This is a genomic window from Serratia sp. Nf2 (assembly GCF_003028435.1).
GTDB classification, from domain to species: Bacteria; Pseudomonadota; Gammaproteobacteria; order Enterobacterales; family Enterobacteriaceae; genus Serratia; species Serratia marcescens_L.
The window spans coordinates 446,007-470,373 of sequence record NZ_PYTW01000002.1 but is presented as its reverse complement, the minus strand read 5'-3'; the positions used below and the strand labels follow the sequence as shown (position 1 = coordinate 470,373).

Here is a 24,367-nt window from a genome sequence, read left to right as displayed (position 1 = left end):
GATTAACGCACCTTCAGCGTTGCCAGGCCAATCAGCACCAGCATCAGCGAAATGATCCAGAAGCGCACGATAACGCGCGGTTCCGGCCAGCCTTTCAATTCATAGTGGTGGTGAATCGGCGCCATGCGGAAAATGCGTTGCCCGCGCAGCTTGAACGATCCCACCTGCAGGATCACCGACAGCGTCTCTACCACGAATACGCCGCCCATGATCACCAACAAGAACTCCTGACGCAGCAGCACCGCGATGGTGCCCAGCGCGCCGCCCAGCGCCAACGAACCGACGTCGCCCATAAACACCTGGGCCGGGTAAGTGTTGAACCACAGGAACCCGAGGCCGGCGCCGACGATGGCGGTACACACGATCACCAACTCACCGGCATGACGCAGATACGGAATATGCAGGTAGTTGGCGAAGTTCATGTTACCGGTCGCCCAGGCCACCAGCGCGAAGCCGGCCGCCACGAATACCGTCGGCATGATAGCCAGGCCGTCCAGGCCGTCGGTCAGGTTGACCGCGTTGCTGGTGCCGACGATCACGAAATAGGCCAGCAGGATATACAGCAGGCCCAGCTGCGGCATCACGTCCTTAAAGAACGGCACAACCAGCTCGGTGGCTGGCGTGTCTTTTCCTACGGCGTACATGGCGAATGCGACAATCAGCGCAATCACCGACTGCCAGAAATACTTCCAGCGGGCGATCAGCCCTTTGGTGTCTTTGCGCACCACCTTGCGGTAGTCGTCGACGAAACCGACGATGCCGTAACCCACCAGCACGAACAGCACGCACCAGACATACGGGTTGGACGGGTAGGCCCACATCAGCACCGAAATGGTGATGGAGGTCAGGATCATGATGCCGCCCATGGTCGGCGTGCCGCGCTTGCTGAAGTGCGACTCGGGGCCGTCGTTACGCACCACCTGGCCGAAGGACATTTCTTGCAGGCGCTTGATCACCCGCGGGCCCATCCACAGCGACAGGAACAGCGCGGTCAGCAGGCTGACAATGGCTCGGAACGTCAGATAAGAAAAGACGTTGAAGCCTGAGTAATACTTGACCAAATGCTCGGCCAGCCAAACTAACATGGTGCTTTCTCCTGTAACGCGCGTACTACCTGCTCCATTGCGGCACTACGTGAACCTTTGATTAACACGGTAATGACCGCATGTTCCGACAGTAATTCCGCCACGCGCGCGATCACTGCTGTCTTGTCTTGATAATGTTCGCCATTGCCGGACGCTTCGCTCAGCACGCGGCTCAAACCGCCGACGCTGATCACTTTGTCGACCCCGGCCAGACGGGCGGCTTCGCCCACCTGACGGTGGCATTCTTCCGCTTCCGCACCCAGCTCGGCCATATCGCCGACCACCATCACGCGGTAGCCCGGCATCTCTGCCAGCACCTGCGCCGCCGCGGTCATCGACCCGACGTTGGCGTTATAGCTGTCGTCCAGCAGCAGCTTGCCTTCGGCCAGTGCCACCGGGAACAGACGCCCCGGCACCGCCTGCAGCTGTTTCAGCCCCTGACGCACCGCTTCGAGGGTGGCGCCCACCGACATCGCCAACGCCGTCGCCGCCAGCGCGTTGGCCACGTTGTGGCGCCCCGGCAGCGGCAGCGCGATCTCGGCGGTGCCGAACGGGCTGTGCAGCGTGAACTGCGTGCCTGCACCGTTCACCCGCACGTCGTCCGCGAAGAAGTCCACGCCTTCGGCAGCCTGCGGCGAGAAGCGCCAGACGGTTTTGCCGCCCAACATGCTCTGCCAGTGCGGCCAGTCGTTGTTGTCGGCGTTGATGATCGCCACGCCGTCGGCCGGCAGGCCGGTAAAGATTTCACCTTTCGCCTGCGCGACGCCGGCCAGCGAGCCGAAGCCTTCCAAGTGCGCCGCCGCCAGGTTGTTCACCAAAGCGGTCTGCGGACGGGTCAATGCGGTGGTGTAAGCGATTTCGCCAATATGGTTAGCGCCCAGCTCTATCACGGCAAAATCATGCTGCGGCTCCAAACGCAACAGCGTCAGCGGCACGCCGATGTCGTTATTGAAGTTGCCGGCGGTATACAGCACTTCGCCGCATTCGCGCAGAATGGCGGCGGTCATTTCTTTCACCGATGTCTTGCCCGAGGAACCGGTCAGCGCCACCACGCGCGCCGGCACCTGCTGACGCACCCAGGCGCCAAGCTGCCCCAGCGCCAGACGGGTGTCTTGCACCACCAGCTGCGGCACGTCCACCAATAAGCGCTTACTGACCAGCAGCGCCCCGGCGCCTGCGACTATGGCATCCGCCGCGAAGTCGTGAGCGTCGAAACGCTCGCCTTTCAGCGCCACAAACAGGCAACCGGCGGTCACCTTGCGGGTGTCTGTCGTCACCTCGACAATTTGGCAATCGGCGCCAATCAGTTCAGCGCTCAATACCTCAGCCAGTGTCTGAAGAGAGACAGGGATCATGCCAGCACCCCCAGCAGTCGGGCGACCGTCGTGCGGTCGGAGTAATCCAGGCGGCGGTTGCCCACCAGCTGATAATCTTCGTGGCCTTTGCCTGCCACCAACACCACATCCTGTTCCTGCGCCTGCATGATGGCGCTGGTCACCGCTTCGGCGCGGCCGTGGATCACCAGCGCCTGCCCGGCGTCCAGCAATCCGGTCAGGATGTCGTTGATAATCGCGCGCGGCTCTTCGGTACGCGGGTTGTCATCGGTGATCACCACGCGATCGGCGAACTGCTCGGCGATGCCGCCCATCAGCGGACGCTTGCCTTTGTCGCGATCGCCGCCGCAGCCGAACACGCACCACAGCTGCCCCTGGCAGTGCAGGCGCGCGGCTTCCAGCGCTTTCTCCAGCGCATCCGGCGTGTGGGCGTAATCCACCACTACCGTCGGTTTGCCCGGCGCGTTGAACACTTCCATGCGGCCGCAGACCGGCTGCAGACGGCTGCCGGTTTCCACCAGCGCCTCCAGCGGATAGCCCAGCGACAGCAGCGTCGCCAAGGCCAACAGCAGGTTGCTGACGTTGAACGCGCCCATCAGGCGGCTTTCGATTTCGCCGTCGCCCCAGCTGGAGCTGAAACGAACGGTGGCGCCGTTGTCGTGATAATCGACCGCCGTGGTTTTCAGCCAGCGGCCGTGGCAGCCCGGCTGCAGGTTGTCCTGCATCGTCACCGCCACCGCATCCGGCAACTTGCTCAGCCAGCGCTGACCGACGTCATCGTCGGCATTGATGATTGCCTGCCCCACGCTGTGGCCGGCGAACAGCGACCATTTGGCCGCCTCGTAATTGGCCATGTCACCGTGGTAATCAAGGTGATCGCGGCTCAGGTTGGTGAAGACCGCCGCGGCGAACGGCAGCGCCGCCACCCGGTGTTGCACCAGACCGTGGGAAGAAACTTCCATGGCGGCGAAGGTCGCGCCCTGTTCCGCCAGCTCGTTTAATACGTGTTGAACATCCACCGCAGAACCGGTGGTATTCTCGGTCGGACACACCTGGCCCAGCAGGCCGTTGCCGACGGTGCCCATCACCGCGCTGGTTTCGCCCAGCAGTTGGCTCCACTGCGCCAACAGCTGCGTGGTGGTGGTTTTGCCGTTGGTGCCGGTCACGCCGACCAGACGCAGACGCTCGCCCGGCTGGTGGTAAAAACGCCCGGCCAGCGCGGAAAGGCGCTGGTTCAGTTGGCTCAGGTAGATAACCGGCACGCCGTGCATTTCAACGATGGCGCCGTCTTCGGCCTGGCCGTCAGCTTCGGCGATCACGGCGGCGACGCCCTGCGCGATGGCCTGCGGAATATAGCGGCGTCCATCCGTTTGATGGCCGACAACGGCGACAAACAGATCCCCGGCAGCCGCCACACGGCTGTCTAATGTCATTTCCCGCAGCGCGCGCCCGGGTGCCGTCGGCACCCACGGGGCGAGTAAGTCGCGCAAATTACGATCTGCCACCTGAACCCTCTTTCTTGTTAATCACTAATTCGCTTTTGTCACCGGTAGGCAACGCGTCAGGCTCGACGTTCATGGTGCGCAATACGCCACCCATGATGGCACCGAACACCGGCGCGGAGATTGCGCCACCATAGTATTTCCCGCCCTGCGGGTCGTTGATGACGACCACCAGGGCAAAACGGGGATTACTTGCCGGCGCGACGCCGGCGGTATAAGCGATGTATCGGTTGACGTACTTGCCGTCCGGGCCCACTTTTTTCGCGGTACCGGTTTTGATGGCGATACGGTATCCCTTGATGGCGGCTTTCACGCCGCCGCCGCCCGGCAAGGCCACGCTTTCCATCATGTGCACCACGGTGCGCACCAGAGGTTCAGGGAAAACGCGTTCGCCGGCGACCGGAGGGTCAACCTTGGTGATCGACAATGGGCGATACACGCCCAGGCTGCCGATCGTTGCATAGACTCGCGCCAACTGTAACGGAGTTACCATCAGCCCGTAGCCGAAAGAGAAGGTGGCCCTCTCTATGTCAGACCACCGTTGTTTTTTTGGGTATATGCCACTGCTTTCTCCGACCAGCCCCAAATTGGTCGCTTTTCCCAGCCCAAAACGAGAGTAAGTATCTACTAACGCTGAGGACGGCATCGCTAACGCCAGCTTTGAAACACCGACGTTACTCGACTTCTGCAAGATCCCGGTCAATGACAGCTCCGAGTACCGCGCCACGTCTTTGATCTCGTGGCCCTGAATGCGGTACGGGATGGTGTTCAGCACGCTGTTTTCTCTCACCACGCCGTTTTGCAGCGCGGTCATCACCACCATCGGCTTCACGGTTGAACCGGGTTCAAAAATATCGGTGATGGCACGGTTACGCATGGTCTCTTTCGGCGTACCGGCCATGTTGTTCGGGTTGTAAGACGGGCTGTTGGCCATCGCCAGCACTTCGCCGGTGTTCACGTCGATCAGCACCGCGGTGCCCGACTCGGCCTTGTTGAACGCCACCGCGTTGTTCAGTTCGCGATACACCAGCGCCTGCAGGCGTTCATCGACACTCAGCACCAGGTTGTGCGCCGCCTGGCTGTCGACGGAAGAGATATCTTCGATCACCCGGCCGAAGCGGTCCTTACGCACCGTTCTCTCGCCCGGTTGCCCGGTCAGCCAGCGGTCAAAGCTCTTCTCAACGCCTTCGATGCCTTGCCCGTCAATGTTGGTCACGCCGATGATGTGCGACGTCACCTGCCCTGCCGGATAGTAACGGCGTGATTCCTGCCGCAGATAGATCCCCGGCAGCTTGAGCTTGTGGATGTAGTCGCCGATCGCCGGGTTCACCTGGCGAGCCAGATAAACGAAGCGCCCTTTCGGGTTGGCGTTGATGCGGTTGGAGAGTTGGTCCAGCGGGATGTTCAGCGCATCGGAAAGCGCTTTCCAACGGCTGTCCAGGGTGATGCCGCCGCGCTCGTTCAGCTCTTTCGGATCCGCCCACACCGCATTGACCGGCACGCTGACCGCCAACGGCCGGCCGGCGCGATCGCTGATCATGCCGCGCGCGGTCGGCACTTCCTGCACGCGCAACGAACGCATGTCGCCTTCTTTTACCAACCGATCGGGGTTGATGACCTGCAGGTACGCGACGCGCAGCATCAGGCCAACCATCGCCAGCAAAATGCAGCCGCACAGCAACGCAAAACGCCAGCTGACAAAGCTGGCCTGATCTTCCTGGCGTCTCAACTTACCGGGGCGCGCTGCTTTCATGCGTTTCCTTTCTACTCCGTGTCATTATTCCGGTTAAACCATTCATTGTTTAACGATGATATTTTCCTGCGATGGATCAACGTGTTGCATCTGCAGTTTTTCTGTCGCGATACGTTCAACCCGGCTGTGATCGCCGAGGGCGTTCTCTTCTAAAATCAGGTTGCGCCACTCGATATCCAGCGCATCGCGCTCCAGAACCAGCTGTTCGCGCTCGGCGGTCAGCAGGCGGGTACGGTGCGCGGTGGTCACCACGAAAACCGCAGAGACCAGTGACGCAATCAGTAAAATCAGGGGGATCTTGGCGTTGCGCAGCAGATCGCCGCCAATCACCCCGACCAGGCCGTGACGTTCGTTGCCAATCACGCGGGCATCCTCTCAGCAATACGCAGCACCGAGCTGCGCGCACGCGGGTTGTCCGCCACTTCCGCTTCCGACGGCATCATTTTGCCCAGCGCTTTCAGCGTTCGCCCGCCCATGCTGCGCAGTTGCTCTTCGGTCAACGGAATGCCCGCCGGCACCTGAGCGCCGCGGCTGTGGTGACGCATAAAGCGTTTGACGATGCGGTCTTCCAGCGAGTGGAAGCTGATGATCGACAAACGGCCCTGTGGGGCCAGCACTTCCAGCGCGCCGTCGAGCGCACGCTCGATCTCTTCCAGCTCGCTGTTGATATAGATACGAATCGCCTGGAAGCTGCGCGTCGCCGGATGCTTGTGCTTTTCACGGAACGGGCTGGCATCGGCAATCAGATCCGCCAACTCTTTGGTGCGCGTCATCGGCTCCACGCGGTTTCTTTCCACGATGGCGCGTGCGATGCGCTTGGCGAAACGCTCTTCGCCAAAGGTTTTCAGCACCCAGGCGATGTCGTCCGCTTCGGCCTTCATCAGCCACTCCGCGGCGGACAGGCCGGTGGACGGATCCATACGCATGTCCAGCGGACCGTCGCGCATAAAGGAGAACCCGCGCTCTGCGTCGTCAAGCTGCGGCGAGGAAACGCCCAGATCGAGCAGAACGCCGTCGATCTTGCCCACCAGTTCACGTTCCCGCACGTAGTGCGACAACTCGGAGAATGGGCCGTGTACGATGGTAAAACGAGGATCTTCAATAGATTTGGCGGCTGCAATCGCCTGAGGGTCACGGTCAATCGCCAGCAAGCGCCCTTCCGGCCCCAGCTGGGACAGAATCAGACGAGAATGGCCACCGCGACCAAAAGTACCGTCGATATATATGCCGTTGCTGCGGATGTTGAGGCCGTTGACGGCTTCGTCCAGCAGGACGGTGGTGTGTTTATAGTTTTCCAACATGCTTATAGCGACAAGTCCTGTAGCCGCTCAGACAACGGTTCCTGAGTCGACTGTTCAGCGTCAATATCATCCTTGACTTGTTGATACCAGGTCTGTTCATCCCACAGTTCAAACTTGTTGAACTGACCGACCAGCATCACTTCTTTCGTAAGTCCGGCGTGCTGCCGCAGCGTATTGGCTAACAGCAAACGACCGGCACTATCCATCTGACACTCACTGGCATGCCCCAGCAGCAGGCGCTGAACGCGGCGCTCGGCGGGATTCATGCTCGACAGACGTGATAATTTTTGTTCAATAATTTCCCATTCGGGCAAAGGATAAAGCAGCAGGCAGGGCTGATGGAGGTCAATGGTACAGACCATTTGGCCTTGCGATTCCTCGTTGAGCAATTCCCGATATCGGGTAGGTACGGCGAGCCGCCCTTTGCTGTCGAGGTTGACCATCGTCGCTCCACGGAACATTCCTGAGCTACCCCTTAGTGACCGTTTTCACCACTTTACCCCACAAATTCCCACACAATGGAGTTTACGGAGGGTATGAAAACCTTGTCAAGCCAGAGCGCCAGCGCTTTGGCAATATTTCTCTGGTCATTTTGGGAGCTGACTCGCGAAAGAAACTCTGATAATTCGACGATTAAAAATTAACACCATGATAATCGGAGAGAATTTTCTAAGCGGAAAGAATCTGATTAAAAACCTGACGAACTGGCGATTAATTAACTCATTACTTCCTTCTGCAAGCCATGTCTCATTTTTCAGCTCGGCAATCTCAGGGCTGTAACCGCTGCCGCCCCGCGCCCGCCAAGGCTCGGCGCCTGACGAATCGACCGCAGAATAAGGCCATAACCCCTTGAGTTAATAACGCTCAATCGTTATTCACCGTGAAACTGCGCGCTATTTTACTTCAATTTGTACCGCCATGATGAGAGCACGGCGAAAATAAATGGCTCGGATATTACGAGCAGAAGTAATTTCGATTTAAATCAATTTGGTAAGATTATTCCCAAAATACCTGTTTACAATTATGGTTTCATTTTCTTACACCTTTATTTCCACAATTTTTGCCGGAAAAAATCCTCTTCAAACACCAAAAATCGCAACTGCATGTTTTTAATGGACTTATTTAAAAACACCGATTTTAATCTCCCCGCCCCATCCTGTGCCCCAGTTCTGCGGGACAAAAACCGAACAAATGTTAAAAATAAAAATATAAATCTAGTTAAAAAACACACGACGGATTAGTACACTATATAAAACGCAAAAAACTAGAATTAACAACCACAAACAATAAATCCAACAGAATATTAACAAAGAAAGGAGAGAGTGCATGCTTTCGCCCGCCGTTCACTGGCGTAGCGCCGCTGCCGATACGTTCGCGCTGGTGGTGTACTGCTTTATCGCCGGTATGGCGATAGAAGTGTTGATCTCCGGCATGAGCTTCCAGCAATCCCTCTCTTCGCGCCTGCTGTCGATCCCGGTCAACATTCTGATCGCCTGGCCTTACGGCCGCTATCGCGATCTGTTTATTCGCACTGCGCGCCGCTGCCCGCGCGGCCAGTTCCTGCTGCGCAACCTTGCCGATCTGCTGGCCTACGTCAGCTTCCAGTCGCCGGTTTATGCCGCCATTCTGTGGAGCGTAGGCGCCGACGGCCCACAAATGCTGGCGGCGGTGACCAGTAATGCGCTGGTTTCCATGGCGATGGGCGTGGTGTATGGCTATTTCCTGGAATATTGCCGACGGCTGTTCCGGGTGGCGGGCTATGTCTAAACCAGGAGCCCGCCAAAGCGAGCTCCCGTAGTGCGAACTATTTGCGGCTCAGGCTGCCGCGGCGGAACAGATTGCGGCGGATACGCGTCAAACCCGGTTTGGGTTTACGCGGTTCGTCCAGACTGGCCAACACCAGCTCCAGCACGCGTTCGGCCACGTCACGATGGCGCTGCGCCACCGCGAGCACCGGGCACTCGAGAAAATCCAACAGTTCATGGTCGCCGAAGGTGGCAATCGCCAGATCGGTCGGCAAACGGCCACGTTGCTTCAGCGTCACGTCCATCACGCCCTGCAAAAGCGAGAACGAGGTGGTAAACAACGCCTGCGGCATCGGGTGTGTTTTCAGCCATTCGGCAAACAGCGCGCCGGCGGCTTCACGTTCATAGCTGTTGGCGTACAGGTAATCGACGTGGCGGGGATCCTCTTGCCAGGCCTGACGGAACCCCTGCTCGCGCAGGAAGCTCACCGAAAGCTCCGGCAAGGCGCCCAGATACAGCACCGATTCCGCCGGGAAGGTGCGCAGCTCCTGCGCCAAAGCAAAGGCATCTTCCTGATCGGCCCCGACGACGCTGATGAAATGCTCGCGATCCAGCGCGCGGTCCAGCGCGATGATCGGCAGCGGATCGTTGGCCCAGCGTTGATAGAAGGGATGCTCCGGCGGCAAGGCGGTGGAGACGATAATGGCATCCACCTGGCGCTGCAGCAGGTGCTCGATGCAGCGCATTTCGTTGTCCGGCTGATCTTCGGAACAGGCGATCAGCAATTGGTAGCCACGCTGGCGCGCCTGGCGTTCCAGGTAGTTGGCGATGCGGGTATAGCTGGTATTTTCCAGATCCGGGATCACCAGACCGATAGAACGGGTACGCCCGGCGCGCAGCCCCGCCGCGACGGCATTCGGGTGATAGTTATGCTCCCTGACCACGGCCATCACTTTCTCGACGGTTTTATCGCTGACACGATACTGCTTCGCCTTGCCGTTGATGACATAACTGGCCGTCGTGCGCGAAACGCCCGCGAGACGCGCGATTTCATCCAGTTTCACATGAACCCCTTAATGACGCTGAAAATAGAAGTGAAGGCTGTGCTCGGATTAACCATGACATCCCGTGCGGTTATTCAATCCAGCCTCTGCGATCTAACAGCAGAAAACACTGCCTAGCAACCGCTTTTGCCGAAAGGTGCCAGCAATCGGGCAAAAAATACCGAAAAACAAAGGGCGCAGCCACGCCGCGCCCCCGATTATTCACCGCCAGAGCGCGCTCAGCGCATGATTTTGTCGCCGCGCGACACGCCAACCACGCCGGAACGGGCCACTTCCACGATCTCCGCCACTTCACGCACCGCGCTGAGGAAGGCGTCGAGCTTGTCGCTGGTGCCGGCCAGCTGTACCGTGTACAGCGTCGCCGTCACATCGACGATCTGGCCGCGGAAAATATCGGCGCAGCGCTTCACCTCTTCACGGCCGTAGCCGCTGGCCTGCAGCTTCACCAGCATGATCTCGCGCTCGACGTGGGCGCCCTGCACCAGCTCGCTGACGCGCAGCACGTCCACCAGCTTGTGCAACTGCTTCTCAATCTGCTCCAGCACTTTCTCGTCGCCGACGGTCTGGATAGTCATGCGCGACAGCGTCGGATCGTCGGTCGGCGCCACCGTCAGGCTCTCGATGTTATAACCGCGCTGGGAAAACAGCCCGATCACGCGCGACAAGGCACCGGATTCGTTTTCCAGCAAGACAGATAAAATACGGCGCATGATCAGGTCCTCTCCGTTTTGCTAAGCCACATTTCGTCCATGCTTCCGCCGCGGATCTGCATCGGGTAAACATGTTCAGTTTCATCGACGGTCACGTCGACGAACACCAGCCGCTCTTTTTCCGCCAGCGCCTGCGCCAGCTTGCTCTCCAGTTCATCCGGCGTGCGGATGGCGATGCCGACATGGCCGTAAGCCTCGGCCAGCTTGACGAAGTCCGGCAGCGAATCCATGTAGGACTGCGAGTGACGGCCGGAATAAATCATGTCCTGCCACTGTTTCACCATGCCCAGATAGCGGTTGTTGAGGTTCACTACCACCACCGGGAGGTTATATTGCAGCGCGGTGGACAGCTCCTGAATATTCATTTGAATGCTGCCGTCGCCGGTCACGCACACCACGGTTTCCTCCGGCAGCGCCAGCTTGACGCCCAATGCCGCCGGCAAACCGAAGCCCATGGTGCCGAGGCCGCCGGAGTTGATCCAGCGGCGCGGTTTATCGAACGGATAATAGAGCGCGGCGAACATCTGGTGCTGGCCCACGTCCGAGGTGACATAGGCGTCGCCTTTGGTCAGGCGGTGCAGGGTTTCGATCACCGCTTGCGGTTTGATGGTGCCGCTGTGCTTGTCGTAACCCAGGCAGTCGCGGGCACGCCACTGCTCGATAGACTGCCACCAGTCACGCAGCGCGTCGTGATCCTGCGCTTTCTCGCCCTGAGCCAACAGCTCCAGCATCTGTACCAGCACCTGCCTGGCATCGCCGACAATCGGAATATCGGCGTCCACCGTTTTGGAGATCGAGGTCGGATCGATATCGATGTGCAGCACGGTGGCGTCAGGGCAGTATTTGGCCAGATTATTGGTGGTACGATCGTCGAAACGCACGCCGACGGCGAAGATCACATCAGCATGGTGCATGGTTTTATTGGCTTCATAGGTGCCGTGCATGCCGAGCATGCCGACGCTCTGGCGATGGGTACCGGGAAAAGCGCCCAATCCCATCAGGCTGCTGGTCACCGGCAGGTTCAGCTGTTCCGCCAACGCCAACAGTTCGGCTTCGCAACCGGCGTTGATCGCGCCGCCGCCGACGTACATCACCGGCTTTTTGGCCGCCAGAATGGTTTGCAACGCGCGTTTGATCTGCCCGCGGTGGCCCTGCACCGTCGGGTTATAAGAACGCATGCTCACGTCCTGCGGGTAGGCATAAGGCATCCGCACCGCCGGGCCGACGATATCTTTCGGCAGATCGATCACTACCGGGCCGGGGCGGCCGCTGGAAGCCAGGTAGAACGCCTTCTTCAGCACCGCCGGGATGTCTTCGGTACGTTTTACCAGGAAGCTGTGCTTCACCACCGGGCGCGAAATCCCCACCATATCGCACTCCTGGAAGGCGTCGTAGCCGATCAGCGAGCTGGGCACCTGCCCCGACAGCACCACCATCGGGATCGAGTCCATGTAGGCAGTGGCGATGCCGGTAATGGCGTTGGTGGCGCCGGGGCCGGAGGTCACCAGCACCACGCCCACTTCACCGGTGGCGCGTGCGTAGCCGTCGGCCATGTGCACCGCGCCCTGCTCATGGCGCACCAGAATATGATCGATCCCTCCAACCGTATGCAGGGCGTCGTAGATATCGAGCACCGCCCCGCCGGGGTAGCCGAATACATGCTTAACGCCCTGATCGATCAACGATCGGACGACCATCTCGGCTCCTGACAACATCTCCATGGGTTTGCCTCCAGGCTTGCTTATTCTTGTCTGGCGCCGGAACGTAGCGCCTGCTGCGGGGCAATGCCCCAAAGTTTTTATGGGTTGTCGCTATCGAATTAACATAACGTCAGAATATGGGGCAGGCAAACGGCAAAATGGCTTAACGGTAGCGGGGTTATTGGCAAGCGGCTGGCGATCGCGGCTTTATAAAAACAATGCGCTAGCCTCAGGGTTGTCAGGCTAGGCATTGTTTCGAACAGGGGGGAAATTACAGAACTAAATCAGGTGAAGGATATGCCGCTTTTTTCACCGGATGCATGGCCCGGCGGCGGCGTCAGGCCTGTTCCTGGTACATCGAGTCGATTTCGCGCTGATAGCGCTGCAGGATCACCTTGCGGCGCAGCTTGAGCGTTGGCGTCAACTCCCCCAGCTCCATCGAAAAGGCCGCCGGCAGCAGCGTGAACTTCTTCACCTGTTCGAAGCGAGCCAGCTCCTTTTGCATCTCGCGCAGGCGCTTTTCGAACATCTCGAGGATCTCGCCGTTGCGCAGCAGTTCCAGGCGATCCTGGTATTTCAGGTTCACTGACTTCGCGTACTCTTCCAACGACTCAAAGCACGGCACGATCAGCGCGGAAACGAATTTACGCGCATCGGCGATGATCGCCACCTGCTCGATAAAGCGATCCTGCGCCAGCGTGCCTTCCAGCATCTGCGGCGCGATATATTTGCCGCCGGAGGTTTTCATCAAATCCTTCAGGCGTTCGGTGATGAACAGGTTGCCCTCTTCATCGATCGCCCCGGCGTCGCCGGTTTTCAGCCAGCCGTCCTCGGTAAAGGTCGCGGCGGTTTCCAACGGTTTGTTGAAATAGCCGCGCATCACGATCGGCCCGCGCACCTGGATTTCATTTTCCTCGCCAATGCGCACCTCGACCTCCGGCAGCGGTTTGCCGATGGAGCCGAAGCGGAAATGCCCCTCTTCCCAGCAGGAGACGGTCGCACAGGTTTCGGTCATGCCGTAACCGTACTTGATGTTGACGCCCATCGCCTGGAAAAACAGGATCACATTGTCGTCCAGCTTAGCGCCCGCCGCCGGCAGAAAGCGCACCCGGCCACCGAGGATACCGCGCAGCTTGCTCAACACCAGCTTATCGGCCCAGCGATGGGTGAAGTCGAACACTTTGCCCAACGGTTTGCCGGCGCGCTCCTGCAGGAATTTGCGCTCGCCGCAGACGATCGCCCAGTGGAACAACGCACGGCGCAGCCAAGGCGCGCGCGCCACTTTTTCGTGCACCGCGCTGAAAATCTTCTCGTAGAAACGCGGCACCGCACACATCAGCGTCGGGCGGACCTGCCCCATCGCTTCCCGCACCCAGTCGGTGTTCGGCAGGAAAACGTTCTGCGCGCCGGAATGCATCACAAAGAAGCTCCAGGCACGTTCGAACACGTGCGACAGCGGCAGGAAGCTGAGCGACACATCCTCTTCGCCGACCGTCAGTCTTTCATCATGCAGGTAGAGCTGCGCCGCCAGGTTGCGGTAGTCCAGCATCACCCCTTTCGGCTCGCCGGTAGTACCCGAGGTATAAATCAGGGTGAAGAGATCCTGCAGGTCGCACTCTTCAATACGCTGCAAACGTTGAGCGGCAAAAGCCGCCGGATCGGCAGCGCGTTCGAAGGCGCTCAGATGCTGTGCGATCTCGCAGCCGCGCAGATCGGTATCCTCGTCGAAGACGACAATATGGCGCAGCTGTGGGCAGACGCCGCGCAGCGCGATGGCGGCGTCAAGCTGCGCCTGCTCGCCGACGAACAGTATACGGATGTCGGCGTCGTTGGTGACGAACGCCGCCTGCGCCGGCGTATTGGTGGAATAGAGCGGTACGCTGATGCCACGCAGGTGAAGGATAGCGAGATCGGTCAACGCCCAGGCCATCGTGTTATTGGCGAAAATACCGATGCGTTCTTGCACTTCGACGCCCAACCCCAGCAGTCCGGCAGCAATGCGATCGATGCGGGTGGCGGCCTCTCCCCAGGTCAGTTGCAACTCGCCGTTGGGCGACCATTGGCGAAAAGCTGTGCGATCGGCTCGGTGGATGATTTGATGCTGTATACGATGGATCAAATGGTATTGCAGCAGATTAGTGATCATAGTGCTCTAAGCCTGAAATGAATCAAACAGTTAAGCCTGAACGACGCCTTACGGCCCTCATCTCAGCTTACACGTGTTTACTTTTTTCTGCGCAGTCTACCTACTCTCAGGCAGAGGGCAAAGCGATTTCAGCGTAGAAGTGTGAGCCAAAACTCAGTCCGACTTCCGCACTTTCATCGGTTGGACAAAACGGGGAGGAAAAGGTTTGCTGATGGCAGTAAAACGCGGCCCGTTCGGGCCGCCGCATCGAGTTAGTTTAAAATACCAGTCGAAAAGTAAAAATCAGAATATTAATTTATATTAATTATTTTTGCTGAACGAACAAACTCACTCTGAAAATAAGTTATTTTATCGCCGTAAAACCAAGAAACATCTTAATAAAAACACAGATAGTTCTTAGTTTTTATCATGAGAAAAAAACGCTCAGTTGAATATTATCTTTATGTGGCTTCCATTTTTTATCGCTTTACTTTGGGTTGCCTGCCTCAATCAGGACGGATTTCATCCACTGATGGCCTTTATCCCGCTCGGAGGATTCATGCCAAGAGAGATAGCAGGTGGCTTTATTATCATTGCCACATAAAGGAACCGCCTTTATTTTCAATGCCTCCGTCTGCTGTCGCACCAACCAGGCGGGCGCAATCGCCACCATTTCCGTTTGCGACACCATATTCAACACGCTGTAGAGATCCGTGCACTGTTGCGTCACGGCGCGCAGCATCGGCTCCTCTAAATAAAAAGGTTTACTGAACGATCCAAAACTTTCCAGGGAAACCACGGCGTGCTGCTCGGCCAGCATGTGCTCCGGCGTCGCCTCCTCGCCCATTCTCGGGTGCGCCTGCGCAACCGCCAGCACTAATTCGTCGTCGAACATCGCCAGGCTGCGAAACTCCGCTGATTCGAAACGGCTGTAGCCGATGACAAACTCGACGTCCTGATAACGCAATTGATGTTCGATATTATTGTTAATGTATGACTTTATTTGCAGATTAAGCTGCGGTGCGATCTGTTTGACGTGATTGATTATCCCGGCGCCCAGGCGCAAGTCGAGCGGGCTGCACAGCGAAAGAGAGAACGCTCGCGTGCTGGTCAGCGGCTCGAACTCGGCACCCGGCAACTCATTCTGCACCAGCTGCAGCGCTTGCCGCACCGGACCAAACAGCTGCCTGGCCCGCATGGTGGGCTGGATCCCGCGCCCGCAGCGCACGAACAGTTCGTCGTTGAACATCACCTTCAGGCGCGCTACCGCGTTGCTCACTGCCGGCTGCGACATCCCTAACGAATTAGCGGCTCGCGTAATATTTTGCATTTGCATCACGGCGTCAAACACCGTCAGCAAATTAAGATCGACGCTGCGCAAATGAATGTCCGCCGGCTCTTTGACCATGGCGATTTCTGAATCATATTCAGCCATATTTCACTCCACTAAATCCTGTGTAGATAATCTAATCCTTATGCTCGACAAACAATGAAACGCCGCATTGTCTTATCTTTGCACGACAAATCCTGCCATTACCGTCATCAACCGATAAAAAACCTCGTGTTATCGACACGATATAAGTCGTATATGGAATACATGTCAGCAGCTTCCCCCGTCAACGAGAAGAATGCCACCTGGGTAGTACTAATAATTAGGTATCAACAATGATTAATACAATTAAACAACGTAGCCGCGCTGTATGAGACAAACTATAAAAACACATCATAAGCAATCAAACCATCTAAAAACACCGCTCACTTTGTGTAAAAACGCATTATTTTGTTATATTATGACTAAAACAATCAATTGTTCATATGGATTCAATTTAAATCATTTGTATTAAAAATGTTATTTTATTACTCCCCGTGATTAATCCCTCTTATTTTTTCATCACAAATCTTAACGCAACGAAATCCAGAAGCAATTAGCGCAGTCTATATTCGATTCGTTTATGCTAAGCAGCACGCAAACTGGACCCGTTTTTTCTCTAGGGCGTCGCTTTTTTGCCGCATGATCCTCTGTTCGGCCGATTAGCCGATGCATTGTCCCCGCATTCAATCAGGTGTTGACATCGCCAGGGCAATCACGTATCAAATTAGGCAGACACCCCATTTAAGAGAAGCTGAACCCTTATGATCCGTACTCACCGTCTACTAGGCCTACTACTTAACGCATCTTGTTTGCGCGGTATGCCTGTGGACGAAGTTCGGAGCTGACTCAGCCGATCACCCATAAGAAACCCGCGCTACTGCGCGGGTTTTTTTTTTGCCCGCTTAGCGTGAAGTCAACACGATAAGGAATGCACCGATGAGCCAACAAGTCATTATTTTCGATACCACGCTGCGTGATGGCGAACAGGCATTGCAGGCCAGCCTGAGCGTAAAAGAGAAGATTCAGATTGCGCTGGCGCTGGAGAGAATGGGCGTCGACGTGATGGAGGTCGGCTTCCCGGTCTCTTCGCCAGGCGACTTCGAGTCGGTGCAAACCATCGCGCGTCAGATCAAGAACAGCCGCATCTGCGGCCTGGCCCGCTGCGTGGATAAAGACATCGACGTGGCCGCCGAAGCGCTGCGCGTCGCCGAAGCGTTCCGCATCCACGTATTCCTGGCCACCTCGACCCTGCACATCGAATCGAAGCTGAAACGCTCGTTCGACGAAGTGTTGGAGATGGCGGTGCGCTCGGTCAAACGCGCCCGCAACTACACCGACGACGTAGAGTTCTCCTGTGAAGACGCCGGCCGCACGCCGATCGACAATCTGTGTCGCGTGGTCGAAGCCGCCATCAACGCCGGCGCCACCACCATCAATATTCCGGACACCGTCGGTTACACCACGCCGAACCAGTTCGGTGGCATCATCACCACCTTGTATGACCGCGTGCCGAACATCGACAAAGCCATCATCTCCGTGCACTGCCACGACGATTTGGGCATGGCGGTCGGCAACTCCATCGCCGCGGTCCAGGCCGGCGCCCGTCAGGTGGAAGGCACCCTGAACGGCATCGGTGAGCGCGCCGGCAACTGTTCGCTGGAAGAGGTGATCATGGCGATTAAAGTGCGCCAGGACATCATGAACGTGCACACCAACATCAATCATCAGGAAATCTTCCGCACCAGCCAGATCGTCAGCCAGCTGTGCAACATGCCGATCCCGGCCAACAAGGCGATCGTCGGCTCCAACGCCTTCGCCCACTCCTCCGGCATTCACCAGGACGGCGTGCTGAAGAACCGCGAAAACTACGAAATCATGACCCCGCAGTCGATCGGCCTGAAAGACGTGCAGTTGAACCTGACCTCCCGCTCCGGCCGCGCGGCGGTGAAACACCGCATGGAAGAGATGGGCTACCAGGAGCAGGACTACAACTTGGATACCCTGTACGCCGCCTTCCTGAAGCTGGCCGACAAAAAGGGCCAGGTATTCGACTATGACCTGGAGGCGCTGGCCTTCATCAACAAACAGCAGGAAGAGCCGGAGCACTTCAGCCTGGGTTACTTCAGCGTGCAGTCCGGCAGCAGCATCATGGCCACCGCCTCGGTGAAACTGATCTGCGGCGGCGAAGAGAAAGCCGAAGCCGCCACCGGCAACGGCCCGGTCGATGCGGTTTATCAGGCAATCAATCGCATCACCGACTACCCGATCGAGCTGGTGAAGTACCAGCTGACCGCCAAGGGCCATGGCCGCGACGCGTTGGGCCAGGTGGATATCGTGGTCTCTTACAACGGCCGCCGCTTCCACGGCGTAGGTCTGGCGACCGACATCGTCGAATCCTCCGCCAAGGCGATGGTGCACGTGTTGAACAATATTTGGCGCTCACAGCAGGTAGAAAAAGAAAAGCAGCGTCTGCAGCAAAACAAACATCAAAATAATCAGGAAACGGTGTGAACATGACGAAGACTTATCACATTGCCGTCTTGCCCGGAGACGGCATCGGCCCGGAAGTAATGGCTCAGGCGCGCAAAGTGTTGGACGCGGTGCGTCAACGCTTTGATATTCGCATCACCACCGCCGAGTACGACGTCGGCGGCATCGCCATCGATCGCCACGGCAGCCCGCTGCCGCCGGCGACCGTCGCCGGCTGCGAGCAGGCCGACGCCATCCTGTTCGGATCGGTAGGCGGCCCGAAATGGGAACATCTGCCGCCGGCTGAGCAGCCGGAGCGCGGCGCGCTGTTGCCGCTGCGCAAGCACTTCAAGCTGTTCAGCAACCTGCGCCCGGCGCGCCTGTATCAAGGGCTGGAGGCATTCTGCCCGCTGCGCGCCGACATCGCCGCCCGCGGCTTCGACATTCTGTGCGTACGCGAACTGACCGGCGGCATCTACTTCGGCCAGCCGAAGGGCCGCGAAGGCCAGGGCATGCAGGAGCGCGCTTTCGATACCGAGGTGTATCACCGTTTCGAGATTGAACGCATCGCGCGCATCGCCTTCGAATCCGCCCGCAAGCGCCGCCACAAAGTGACGTCGATCGACAAGGCCAACGTGCTGCAAAGCTCCATCCTGTGGCGTGAAGTGGTCAATCAGGTCGCCAAAGATTACCCGGACGTGTCGCTGTCGCACATGTATATCGACAACGCCACCATGCAGCTGATCAAGGATCCGTCCCAGTTCGACGTACTGCTGTGCTCCAACCTGTTCGGCGACATCCTGTCCGACGAGTGTGCGATGATCACCGGCTCGATGGGCATGTTGCCGTCCGCCAGCCTGAACGAGCAAGGCTTCGGCCTGTACGAACCGGCGGGCGGTTCCGCGCCGGATATTGCAGGCAAAGGCATCGCCAACCCGATTGCGCAGATCCTGTCCGCCACCCTGCTGCTGCGTTACAGCCTGGGCGCCGATGAAGCGGCCGACGCCGTGGAGCGCGCCATCAACCAGGCGTTGGAACAGGGCTACCGCACCGCCGATCTGGCCGGTGATGGTAAAGCCGTCAGCACCGATGAAATGGGCGACATCATCGCTCGCTTTGTAGCTCAGGGGGCATAACATGGCCAAAACCTTATACCAGAAGCTGTACGACGCCCACGTGGTGCACGAAGCGCCGAACGAAACGCCGTTGCTGTATATTGACCGTCACCTGGTGCACGAAGTCACTTCGCCGCAGGCGTTCGACGGCCTGCGTGCCATGGGCCGCAAGGTGCGCCAGCCCGGCAAAACCTTCGCCACCATGGATCACAACGTGTCGACCCAGACCAAAGACATCAACGCCAGCGGCGAGATGGCACGCATCCAGATGCAGGAGCTGATCAAGAACTGCGCGGAATTCGGCGTTTCGCTGTATGACCTGAATCACCCGTTCCAGGGCATCGTGCACGTGATCGGGCCTGAGCAAGGCATGACGCTGCCGGGCATGACCATCGTCTGCGGCGACTCGCACACCGCCACCCACGGCGCTTTCGGCTCGCTGGCGTTCGGCATCGGCACCTCCGAGGTGGAGCACGTGCTGGCGACCCAGACCCTGAAACAGGGCCGCGCCAAGACCATGAAGATTGAAGTCACCGGCGACGCCGCCAAGGGCATTACCGCCAAAGACATCGTGCTGGCGGTGATCGGCAAAACCGGCAGCGCCGGCGGCACCGGCCACGTGGTGGAGTTCTGCGGCAAGGCAATCGAAGCGTTGAGCATGGAAGGCCGCATGACCCTGTGCAATATGGCGATCGAAATGGGCGCCAAAGCCGGGCTGGTCGCGCCGGACGACACCACCTTCGCCTACCTGAAAGGGCGTCAGTTCGCACCAACCGGCGAAAACTGGGAGCAGGCGGTCGCCTATTGGCGCACGCTGAAGTCCGATGCCGACGCCCAATTCGATACCGTGGTGACGCTGCACGCCGAAGAGATCGCGCCGCAGGTCACCTGGGGCACCAACCCCGGCCAGGTGATCGCCGTCAATCAGGCGATCCCGGCGCCGGAATCGTTCAGCGATCCGGTCGAGCGCGCCTCCGCCGAGAAAGCGCTGGCCTATATGGATTTGAAGCCGGGCATCAAGTTGACCGACGTGCCGATCGACAAAGTGTTCATCGGTTCCTGCACCAACTCACGCATCGAAGATCTGCGCGCGGCGGCGGCGATCGCCAAGGGGCGCAAGGTCGCCAGCGGCGTGCAAGCTATCGTGGTGCCGGGCTCCGGCCCGGTGAAAGCCCAGGCGGAAGCCGAAGGGTTGGACAAAATCTTTATCGAAGCCGGTTTCGAATGGCGTTTGCCGGGCTGCTCGATGTGTCTGGCGATGAACAACGACCGTCTGAATCCGGGCGAGCGCTGCGCGTCCACCAGCAACCGTAACTTCGAAGGGCGTCAGGGCCGCGGTGGGCGCACCCACCTGGTCAGCCCGGCGATGGCCGCCGCGGCCGCCGTTGCCGGTCACTTCGCCGACATCCGTGATATTCACTAAGGGGCTAACGTGGCTAAATTTACTCAACATACCGGCTTAGTGGTGCCTTTGGATGCGGCCAACGTCGATACCGACGCCATTATTCCCAAACAGTTTTTACAGAAGGTCACCCGCACCGGCTTCGGCCAGCACCTGTTCAACGACTGGCGTTTCCTCGACGACGCCGGCCAGCAGCCGAACCCGGAGTTCGTGCTGAATAAACCGCGCTATAAAGGCGCGAGTATCCTGTTGGCGCGCGAGAACTTCGGCTGCGGTTCCTCGCGCGAACACGCGCCCTGGGCGCTGACCGATTACGGGTTCAAAGTGGTGATCGCGCCGAGCTTCGCCGATATCTTCTACGGCAACTCGTTCAACAACCAGCTGTTGCCGGTGACGCTGAGCGAGCAGCAGGTGGATGAGCTGTTCAAGCTGGTGGACGCCAACGAGGGGACGGCGTTCGTGGTGGATCTGGAGAACCAGACGGTCAACGCCGGCGGCAAAAGCTATCCGTTCGAAATCGACAGCTTCCGCCGCCACTGCATGATCAACGGGCTGGACAGCATCGGTCTGACGCTGCAGCACGAAGCGGACATCTCCCGCTACGAAGCGCAGCAGCCGGCGTTTCTGAACTGATCGTCGGCGAATACCCTAAATAATTGGAACTGCGGCAAGGCGGCAAGTCAGTCAATCCCCTGGAGCTTAGTGTACTAAGTGACAGGGGTGCACTTACACAGCCAACACGGCGGCAGTTTCAAGTATGACGGGTATCACCAGTAGCCCAGCAGCTTCCACCACGCCCCACCGATCAGGATCCAGATCAACAGGTTAACCACGCTCATCACCCATCCCGCTTTCCACCATTCCCCCAGCGTCACGTAGCCGGAGCCAAAGATGATCGGCGCGGTGCCGGTGCCGTAATGCGTCAGCGACATCATCAGCGAGGAAGAGAACGCCAGGATCAGGCCCAGCAGCGCCGGTGGCGCGCCGAGCGCGATGCCTGCGGCGAAGAAGGCAGCGAACATCGCCGTCACGTGCGCGGTGGTGCTGGCGAAGAAATAGTGCGAATACAAATAGATGAGGGTCAGCAAGATCGTGCCGCCCACCCAGCTCATGCCCATATGGTCGATGCCGTTGCCCACGGTTTGCGACAGCCAGCCGATCAGCCCCAGCTTGCCGAGGAAGCTGGCCATCATCACCAGCGCCGAGAACCACACCACGGTGTCCCACGCGCCTTTATGCTTGAGCACATCCTCCCAGCTCAGCACGCCGGTGGCCAGCAGCACCGCCAGGCCGATCAGCGCCGCGGTGGTGGGATTGACCGCCAGCGCCGGACCGAAGATCATCGCCGGAATGCCGGCCCACAACGCCAGCAACAGCGCGAACACCCCGAGGGTGATTTTCTCCGGCAGCGTTATCGGCCCCAGCGCCTGCAGTTTGTCGCGCGCGAAACGCGGCGCGTCCGGAGTACTTTTTACCTCCGGCGGATACAGCAGGTAGATGACCAGCGGCATCACGATCAGCGAGCACAGCCCCGGCACCAGGGCGGCAATCGCCCACATCGACCAGGACAGCTCGAAGCTGCCGTGGGTGCCTTTGGCGATCAGGCTGACGATCAGCGGGTTAGGCGCGGTGGCGGTGATAAACATCGCCGAGGTAACCGGGTTGATGTTGTAGTTTACCAACGACAGGTAGCGGCCGATTTTGCCGGAGGTATTGAGCTCGGGTTTAGAGCCGAAGCTGTCGGCGATCGACTTCATGATCGGGTGAATGATGCCGCCGCCGCGCGCGGTGTTGCTCGGCGTCACCGGCGCCAGCGTGGTTTCCGCCAGCGTCAGCGCATAGGCGATGCCCAGCGTTTTCTTGCCGAACAGCGAAATGAAGTAGTAGCCGATGCGCGCGCCCAGCCCGGTTTTGTTCAGGCTGAGGGAGATCATGATCGAAAAGCCGATCAGCCAGATCAGCGGGTTGGAAAAGCCGCTGAGCGCATCGTCCAGCGCGGCGCCCGGCTTGCCGGGATTGGTGACGCCGGTCACCGCCACCAGAGCGATGGCGATCACCGAAACCGCGCCGATCGGCATCGCTTTGCCAATGATGGCGATGATGGTGCCGATAAACAGCGCCAGCAGTTGCCAGGCGTTGGGCGCAACGCCCTCCGGCACGGGAATGAGGAACCAGATGATCAGCGTGGCGGCAAGGGCGCACAGGGAAGGAAGCGGTTTGAGCGGTGTGAGTTTATCCATAACGTTCCCACTGTTCTAAACGACAAGGCGGCATCTCAATAGCGAGACGGGCGTGAACGCAACGATCGCGCTCCATATGCCTCCAGCTTGGGCGTCCGCTTCTGCCTTCTCAATGACTTGCATCAAGAATGCCGTCGTTTGACCTCACACTTCACGCACTTTGGCGCTCATCCCGAGCGCCGCCAGCGCCAGCAGCGCCGCCATCCAATATACCGAGCCATGACCGAAATTTTCCACCAGCGCGCCCTGCAGCACCCCGGCCAGGATCACCCCGGTAGAGATGCTGTTGGTGAACAAGGTGGTGGCGGCGCCCGGTCGGCCCGGCATCAAATCCTGAAAATAGAGCATGCCGATACCGGCGACGATGCCGATAAACACCGCGTTGAGCAGCTGCAGCGCAATCAGGGCCGGCTTGGCCGCCAGCACCGTCAGCCCGAGGTAAAACAGCACGCCTGCCGCCACCGCCAGCAGCATCATGTTGCGCTTGCCGAAACGTTTGACGTAATAACCGGCCAGCAGCATCGCCGGGATCTCCAGCCCGGCGGCGGTGCCCATCAGCACCCCGGCCAACCCTTCCGGCAGGCCGAGATCGGCGGTGATATACAGCGGCATATCGATGATGTACAGGGTGTTGCAGGTCCACATCAGCATCGAGGCGATGAACAGCAACCGCACGTCGCGATTGCGCCAGGCGCTGGCGGGCGCGATCGGCGCAGACACCCCACTCTGCAGCCCCTCATTTCCCGCCGCGCGCGGCACCGAAGGCAGCATAAATCCCACCAGTAGCACGCAAAGCGCGAAGGTGGCGGCGGCGATCAGGAACATCACGGTAAAGCCGTAGTTCAGCGCCAACGCAAACGACAGCGGCGGGCCAATCACCCAGGCCAGCGAAAGCTGGGCGCGCATCACCGAGCTGAACATCACCACTTCACGCGCCTCGCGGTCGGCATATTCCCGCGCCAGCGCGAAAATCTGCGGCATGGCGGTGTTGGCAACGGCGGACATCAGCACCCCGGCGGTGATCAGCGTCAGGTAGTCGCGATTAAAGGCGAACAGCAGGCAGTTGCCGACCGCCATCAGGCAGCACAGCAAGATCAGCCTGCGCCGATCGCCGCGGGTGTCGGAGCGCTTGGCCAGCAGGAAACTGACGACGATGCCGGCCACCGCGTTGGCGGTGTAAAACAGCCCGACCCACAGCGGCCGCACCTTGACCTCGGTGGTCAGAAACAGGCTGAGCGTCGGCGTCAGCAACGCGCCGGCGATGCCGGAGAGGAAAGCGATCAGCAGGAATGCGGCAAAGATGGGGTTAATGCGCAGTGACAACCGGCTCAGGCGTTGCATATCGTCTTCCCTGACCTCAAAGCAGAAGAAAGAACCTTAGGCCACGGCGAGAAAAATGCAAGCGCATCGCCATGACCACGCATAAAAAAACCAGTGGGTCGCCCCACTG

At 59.0% G+C, this 24,367-nt stretch carries 19 protein-coding genes; 5 read left to right on the top strand and 14 right to left on the bottom strand.

Features of this window, described 5'->3' with window-relative positions:
* Positions 1–2: 2 nt before the first annotated feature.
* The 7 genes from mraY to mraZ are packed head-to-tail and all read right to left on the bottom strand — an operon-like array spanning position 3 to position 7,436.
* A complete protein-coding gene (gene mraY, locus C9411_RS07230) occupies positions 3–1,085 on the bottom strand; it encodes a phospho-N-acetylmuramoyl-pentapeptide-transferase (protein WP_004932782.1) in 1,083 nt (360 codons plus the stop codon).
* Positions 1,079–2,440 carry a UDP-N-acetylmuramoyl-tripeptide--D-alanyl-D-alanine ligase gene (gene murF / locus C9411_RS07225; RefSeq protein ID WP_063991410.1) on the bottom strand — a complete coding sequence of 454 codons (1,362 nt, stop codon included), beginning with the start codon at positions 2,438–2,440 and terminating at the stop codon, positions 1,079–1,081. Before murF ends, mraY begins: the two co-directional genes overlap by 7 nt.
* On the bottom strand, positions 2,437–3,924 hold the full coding sequence (gene murE / locus C9411_RS07220) for a UDP-N-acetylmuramoyl-L-alanyl-D-glutamate--2,6-diaminopimelate ligase (protein ID WP_063991411.1): 1,488 nt from the start codon (positions 3,922–3,924) through the stop codon (positions 2,437–2,439). The genes murF and murE overlap by 4 nt, the downstream gene beginning before the upstream one ends.
* Positions 3,911–5,674, bottom strand: coding sequence for a peptidoglycan glycosyltransferase FtsI (locus C9411_RS07215; protein WP_004932790.1), 1,764 nt, complete (start codon positions 5,672–5,674; stop codon positions 3,911–3,913). The genes murE and C9411_RS07215 overlap by 14 nt, the downstream gene beginning before the upstream one ends.
* Before the next feature lie 42 nt (positions 5,675–5,716).
* A complete protein-coding gene (ftsL, locus tag C9411_RS07210; protein WP_012005204.1) occupies positions 5,717–6,037 on the bottom strand; it encodes a cell division protein FtsL in 321 nt (106 codons plus the stop codon).
* On the bottom strand, positions 6,034–6,975 hold the full coding sequence (gene rsmH, locus C9411_RS07205) for a 16S rRNA (cytosine(1402)-N(4))-methyltransferase RsmH (RefSeq protein WP_049200285.1): 942 nt from the start codon (positions 6,973–6,975) through the stop codon (positions 6,034–6,036). The genes ftsL and rsmH overlap by 4 nt, the downstream gene beginning before the upstream one ends.
* A gap of 2 nt (positions 6,976–6,977) precedes the next feature.
* Complete coding sequence (mraZ, locus tag C9411_RS07200) at positions 6,978–7,436, bottom strand: division/cell wall cluster transcriptional repressor MraZ (RefSeq protein WP_025159638.1); 459 nt, start codon at positions 7,434–7,436, stop codon at positions 6,978–6,980.
* 865 nt (positions 7,437–8,301) lie between these two features.
* On the opposite strand from mraZ, the gene C9411_RS07195 reads away from it, so the two are divergent.
* Positions 8,302–8,742, top strand: coding sequence for an L-alanine exporter AlaE (locus C9411_RS07195; protein WP_063991412.1), 441 nt, complete (start codon positions 8,302–8,304; stop codon positions 8,740–8,742).
* A 37-nt stretch (positions 8,743–8,779) separates the two neighbouring features.
* Here the strand turns inward: C9411_RS07195 and cra are convergent, their stop codons facing one another.
* The 5 genes from cra to leuO form a co-directional block, all read right to left on the bottom strand.
* Positions 8,780–9,784, bottom strand: coding sequence for a catabolite repressor/activator (gene cra / locus C9411_RS07190; protein ID WP_004932801.1), 1,005 nt, complete (start codon positions 9,782–9,784; stop codon positions 8,780–8,782).
* A 218-nt stretch (positions 9,785–10,002) separates the two neighbouring features.
* Positions 10,003–10,494, bottom strand: a complete 492-nt coding sequence (gene ilvN, locus C9411_RS07185; protein ID WP_063991413.1) for an acetolactate synthase small subunit — start codon at positions 10,492–10,494, stop codon at positions 10,003–10,005.
* Positions 10,495–10,496: 2 nt separating this feature from the next.
* Positions 10,497–12,215 (bottom strand): acetolactate synthase 3 large subunit, encoded by a 1,719-nt coding sequence (ilvI, locus tag C9411_RS07180; protein WP_107226756.1) that lies wholly within the window; start codon positions 12,213–12,215, stop codon positions 10,497–10,499.
* 316 nt (positions 12,216–12,531) lie between these two features.
* Positions 12,532–14,340: a long-chain fatty acid--CoA ligase gene (locus tag C9411_RS07175; protein ID WP_063991415.1), complete on the bottom strand. Its 1,809-nt coding sequence runs from the start codon at positions 14,338–14,340 to the stop codon at positions 12,532–12,534.
* Between the two features lie 466 nt (positions 14,341–14,806).
* The gene (leuO, locus tag C9411_RS07170) at positions 14,807–15,754 is read right to left on the bottom strand and encodes a transcriptional regulator LeuO (RefSeq protein WP_063991416.1); all 948 of its coding nucleotides are present in this window, start codon (positions 15,752–15,754) and stop codon (positions 14,807–14,809) included.
* A gap of 873 nt (positions 15,755–16,627) precedes the next feature.
* Here leuO and leuA point away from each other — a divergent pair.
* Genes leuA through leuD form a run of 4 tightly spaced genes read left to right on the top strand, consistent with a single transcriptional unit; the run spans position 16,628 to position 21,310 of the window.
* Positions 16,628–18,202: a 2-isopropylmalate synthase gene (gene leuA / locus C9411_RS07160; RefSeq protein WP_107226755.1), complete on the top strand. Its 1,575-nt coding sequence runs from the start codon at positions 16,628–16,630 to the stop codon at positions 18,200–18,202.
* A 2-nt stretch (positions 18,203–18,204) separates the two neighbouring features.
* Complete coding sequence (gene leuB, locus C9411_RS07155) at positions 18,205–19,296, top strand: 3-isopropylmalate dehydrogenase (protein WP_033649192.1); 1,092 nt, start codon at positions 18,205–18,207, stop codon at positions 19,294–19,296.
* A gap of 1 nt (position 19,297) precedes the next feature.
* Positions 19,298–20,698: a 3-isopropylmalate dehydratase large subunit gene (gene leuC / locus C9411_RS07150; protein ID WP_107226754.1), complete on the top strand. Its 1,401-nt coding sequence runs from the start codon at positions 19,298–19,300 to the stop codon at positions 20,696–20,698.
* Between the two features lie 9 nt (positions 20,699–20,707).
* Positions 20,708–21,310, top strand: a complete 603-nt coding sequence (gene leuD / locus C9411_RS07145; protein WP_063991417.1) for a 3-isopropylmalate dehydratase small subunit — start codon at positions 20,708–20,710, stop codon at positions 21,308–21,310.
* Positions 21,311–21,444: 134 nt separating this feature from the next.
* Here leuD and C9411_RS07140 read toward each other — a convergent pair whose 3' ends face one another.
* Positions 21,445–22,917 (bottom strand): DASS family sodium-coupled anion symporter, encoded by a 1,473-nt coding sequence (locus C9411_RS07140; RefSeq protein ID WP_063991418.1) that lies wholly within the window; start codon positions 22,915–22,917, stop codon positions 21,445–21,447.
* A gap of 144 nt (positions 22,918–23,061) precedes the next feature.
* Positions 23,062–24,258 (bottom strand): sugar efflux transporter, encoded by a 1,197-nt coding sequence (locus tag C9411_RS07135; RefSeq protein ID WP_063991419.1) that lies wholly within the window; start codon positions 24,256–24,258, stop codon positions 23,062–23,064.
* Positions 24,259–24,367 lie beyond the last annotated feature (109 nt).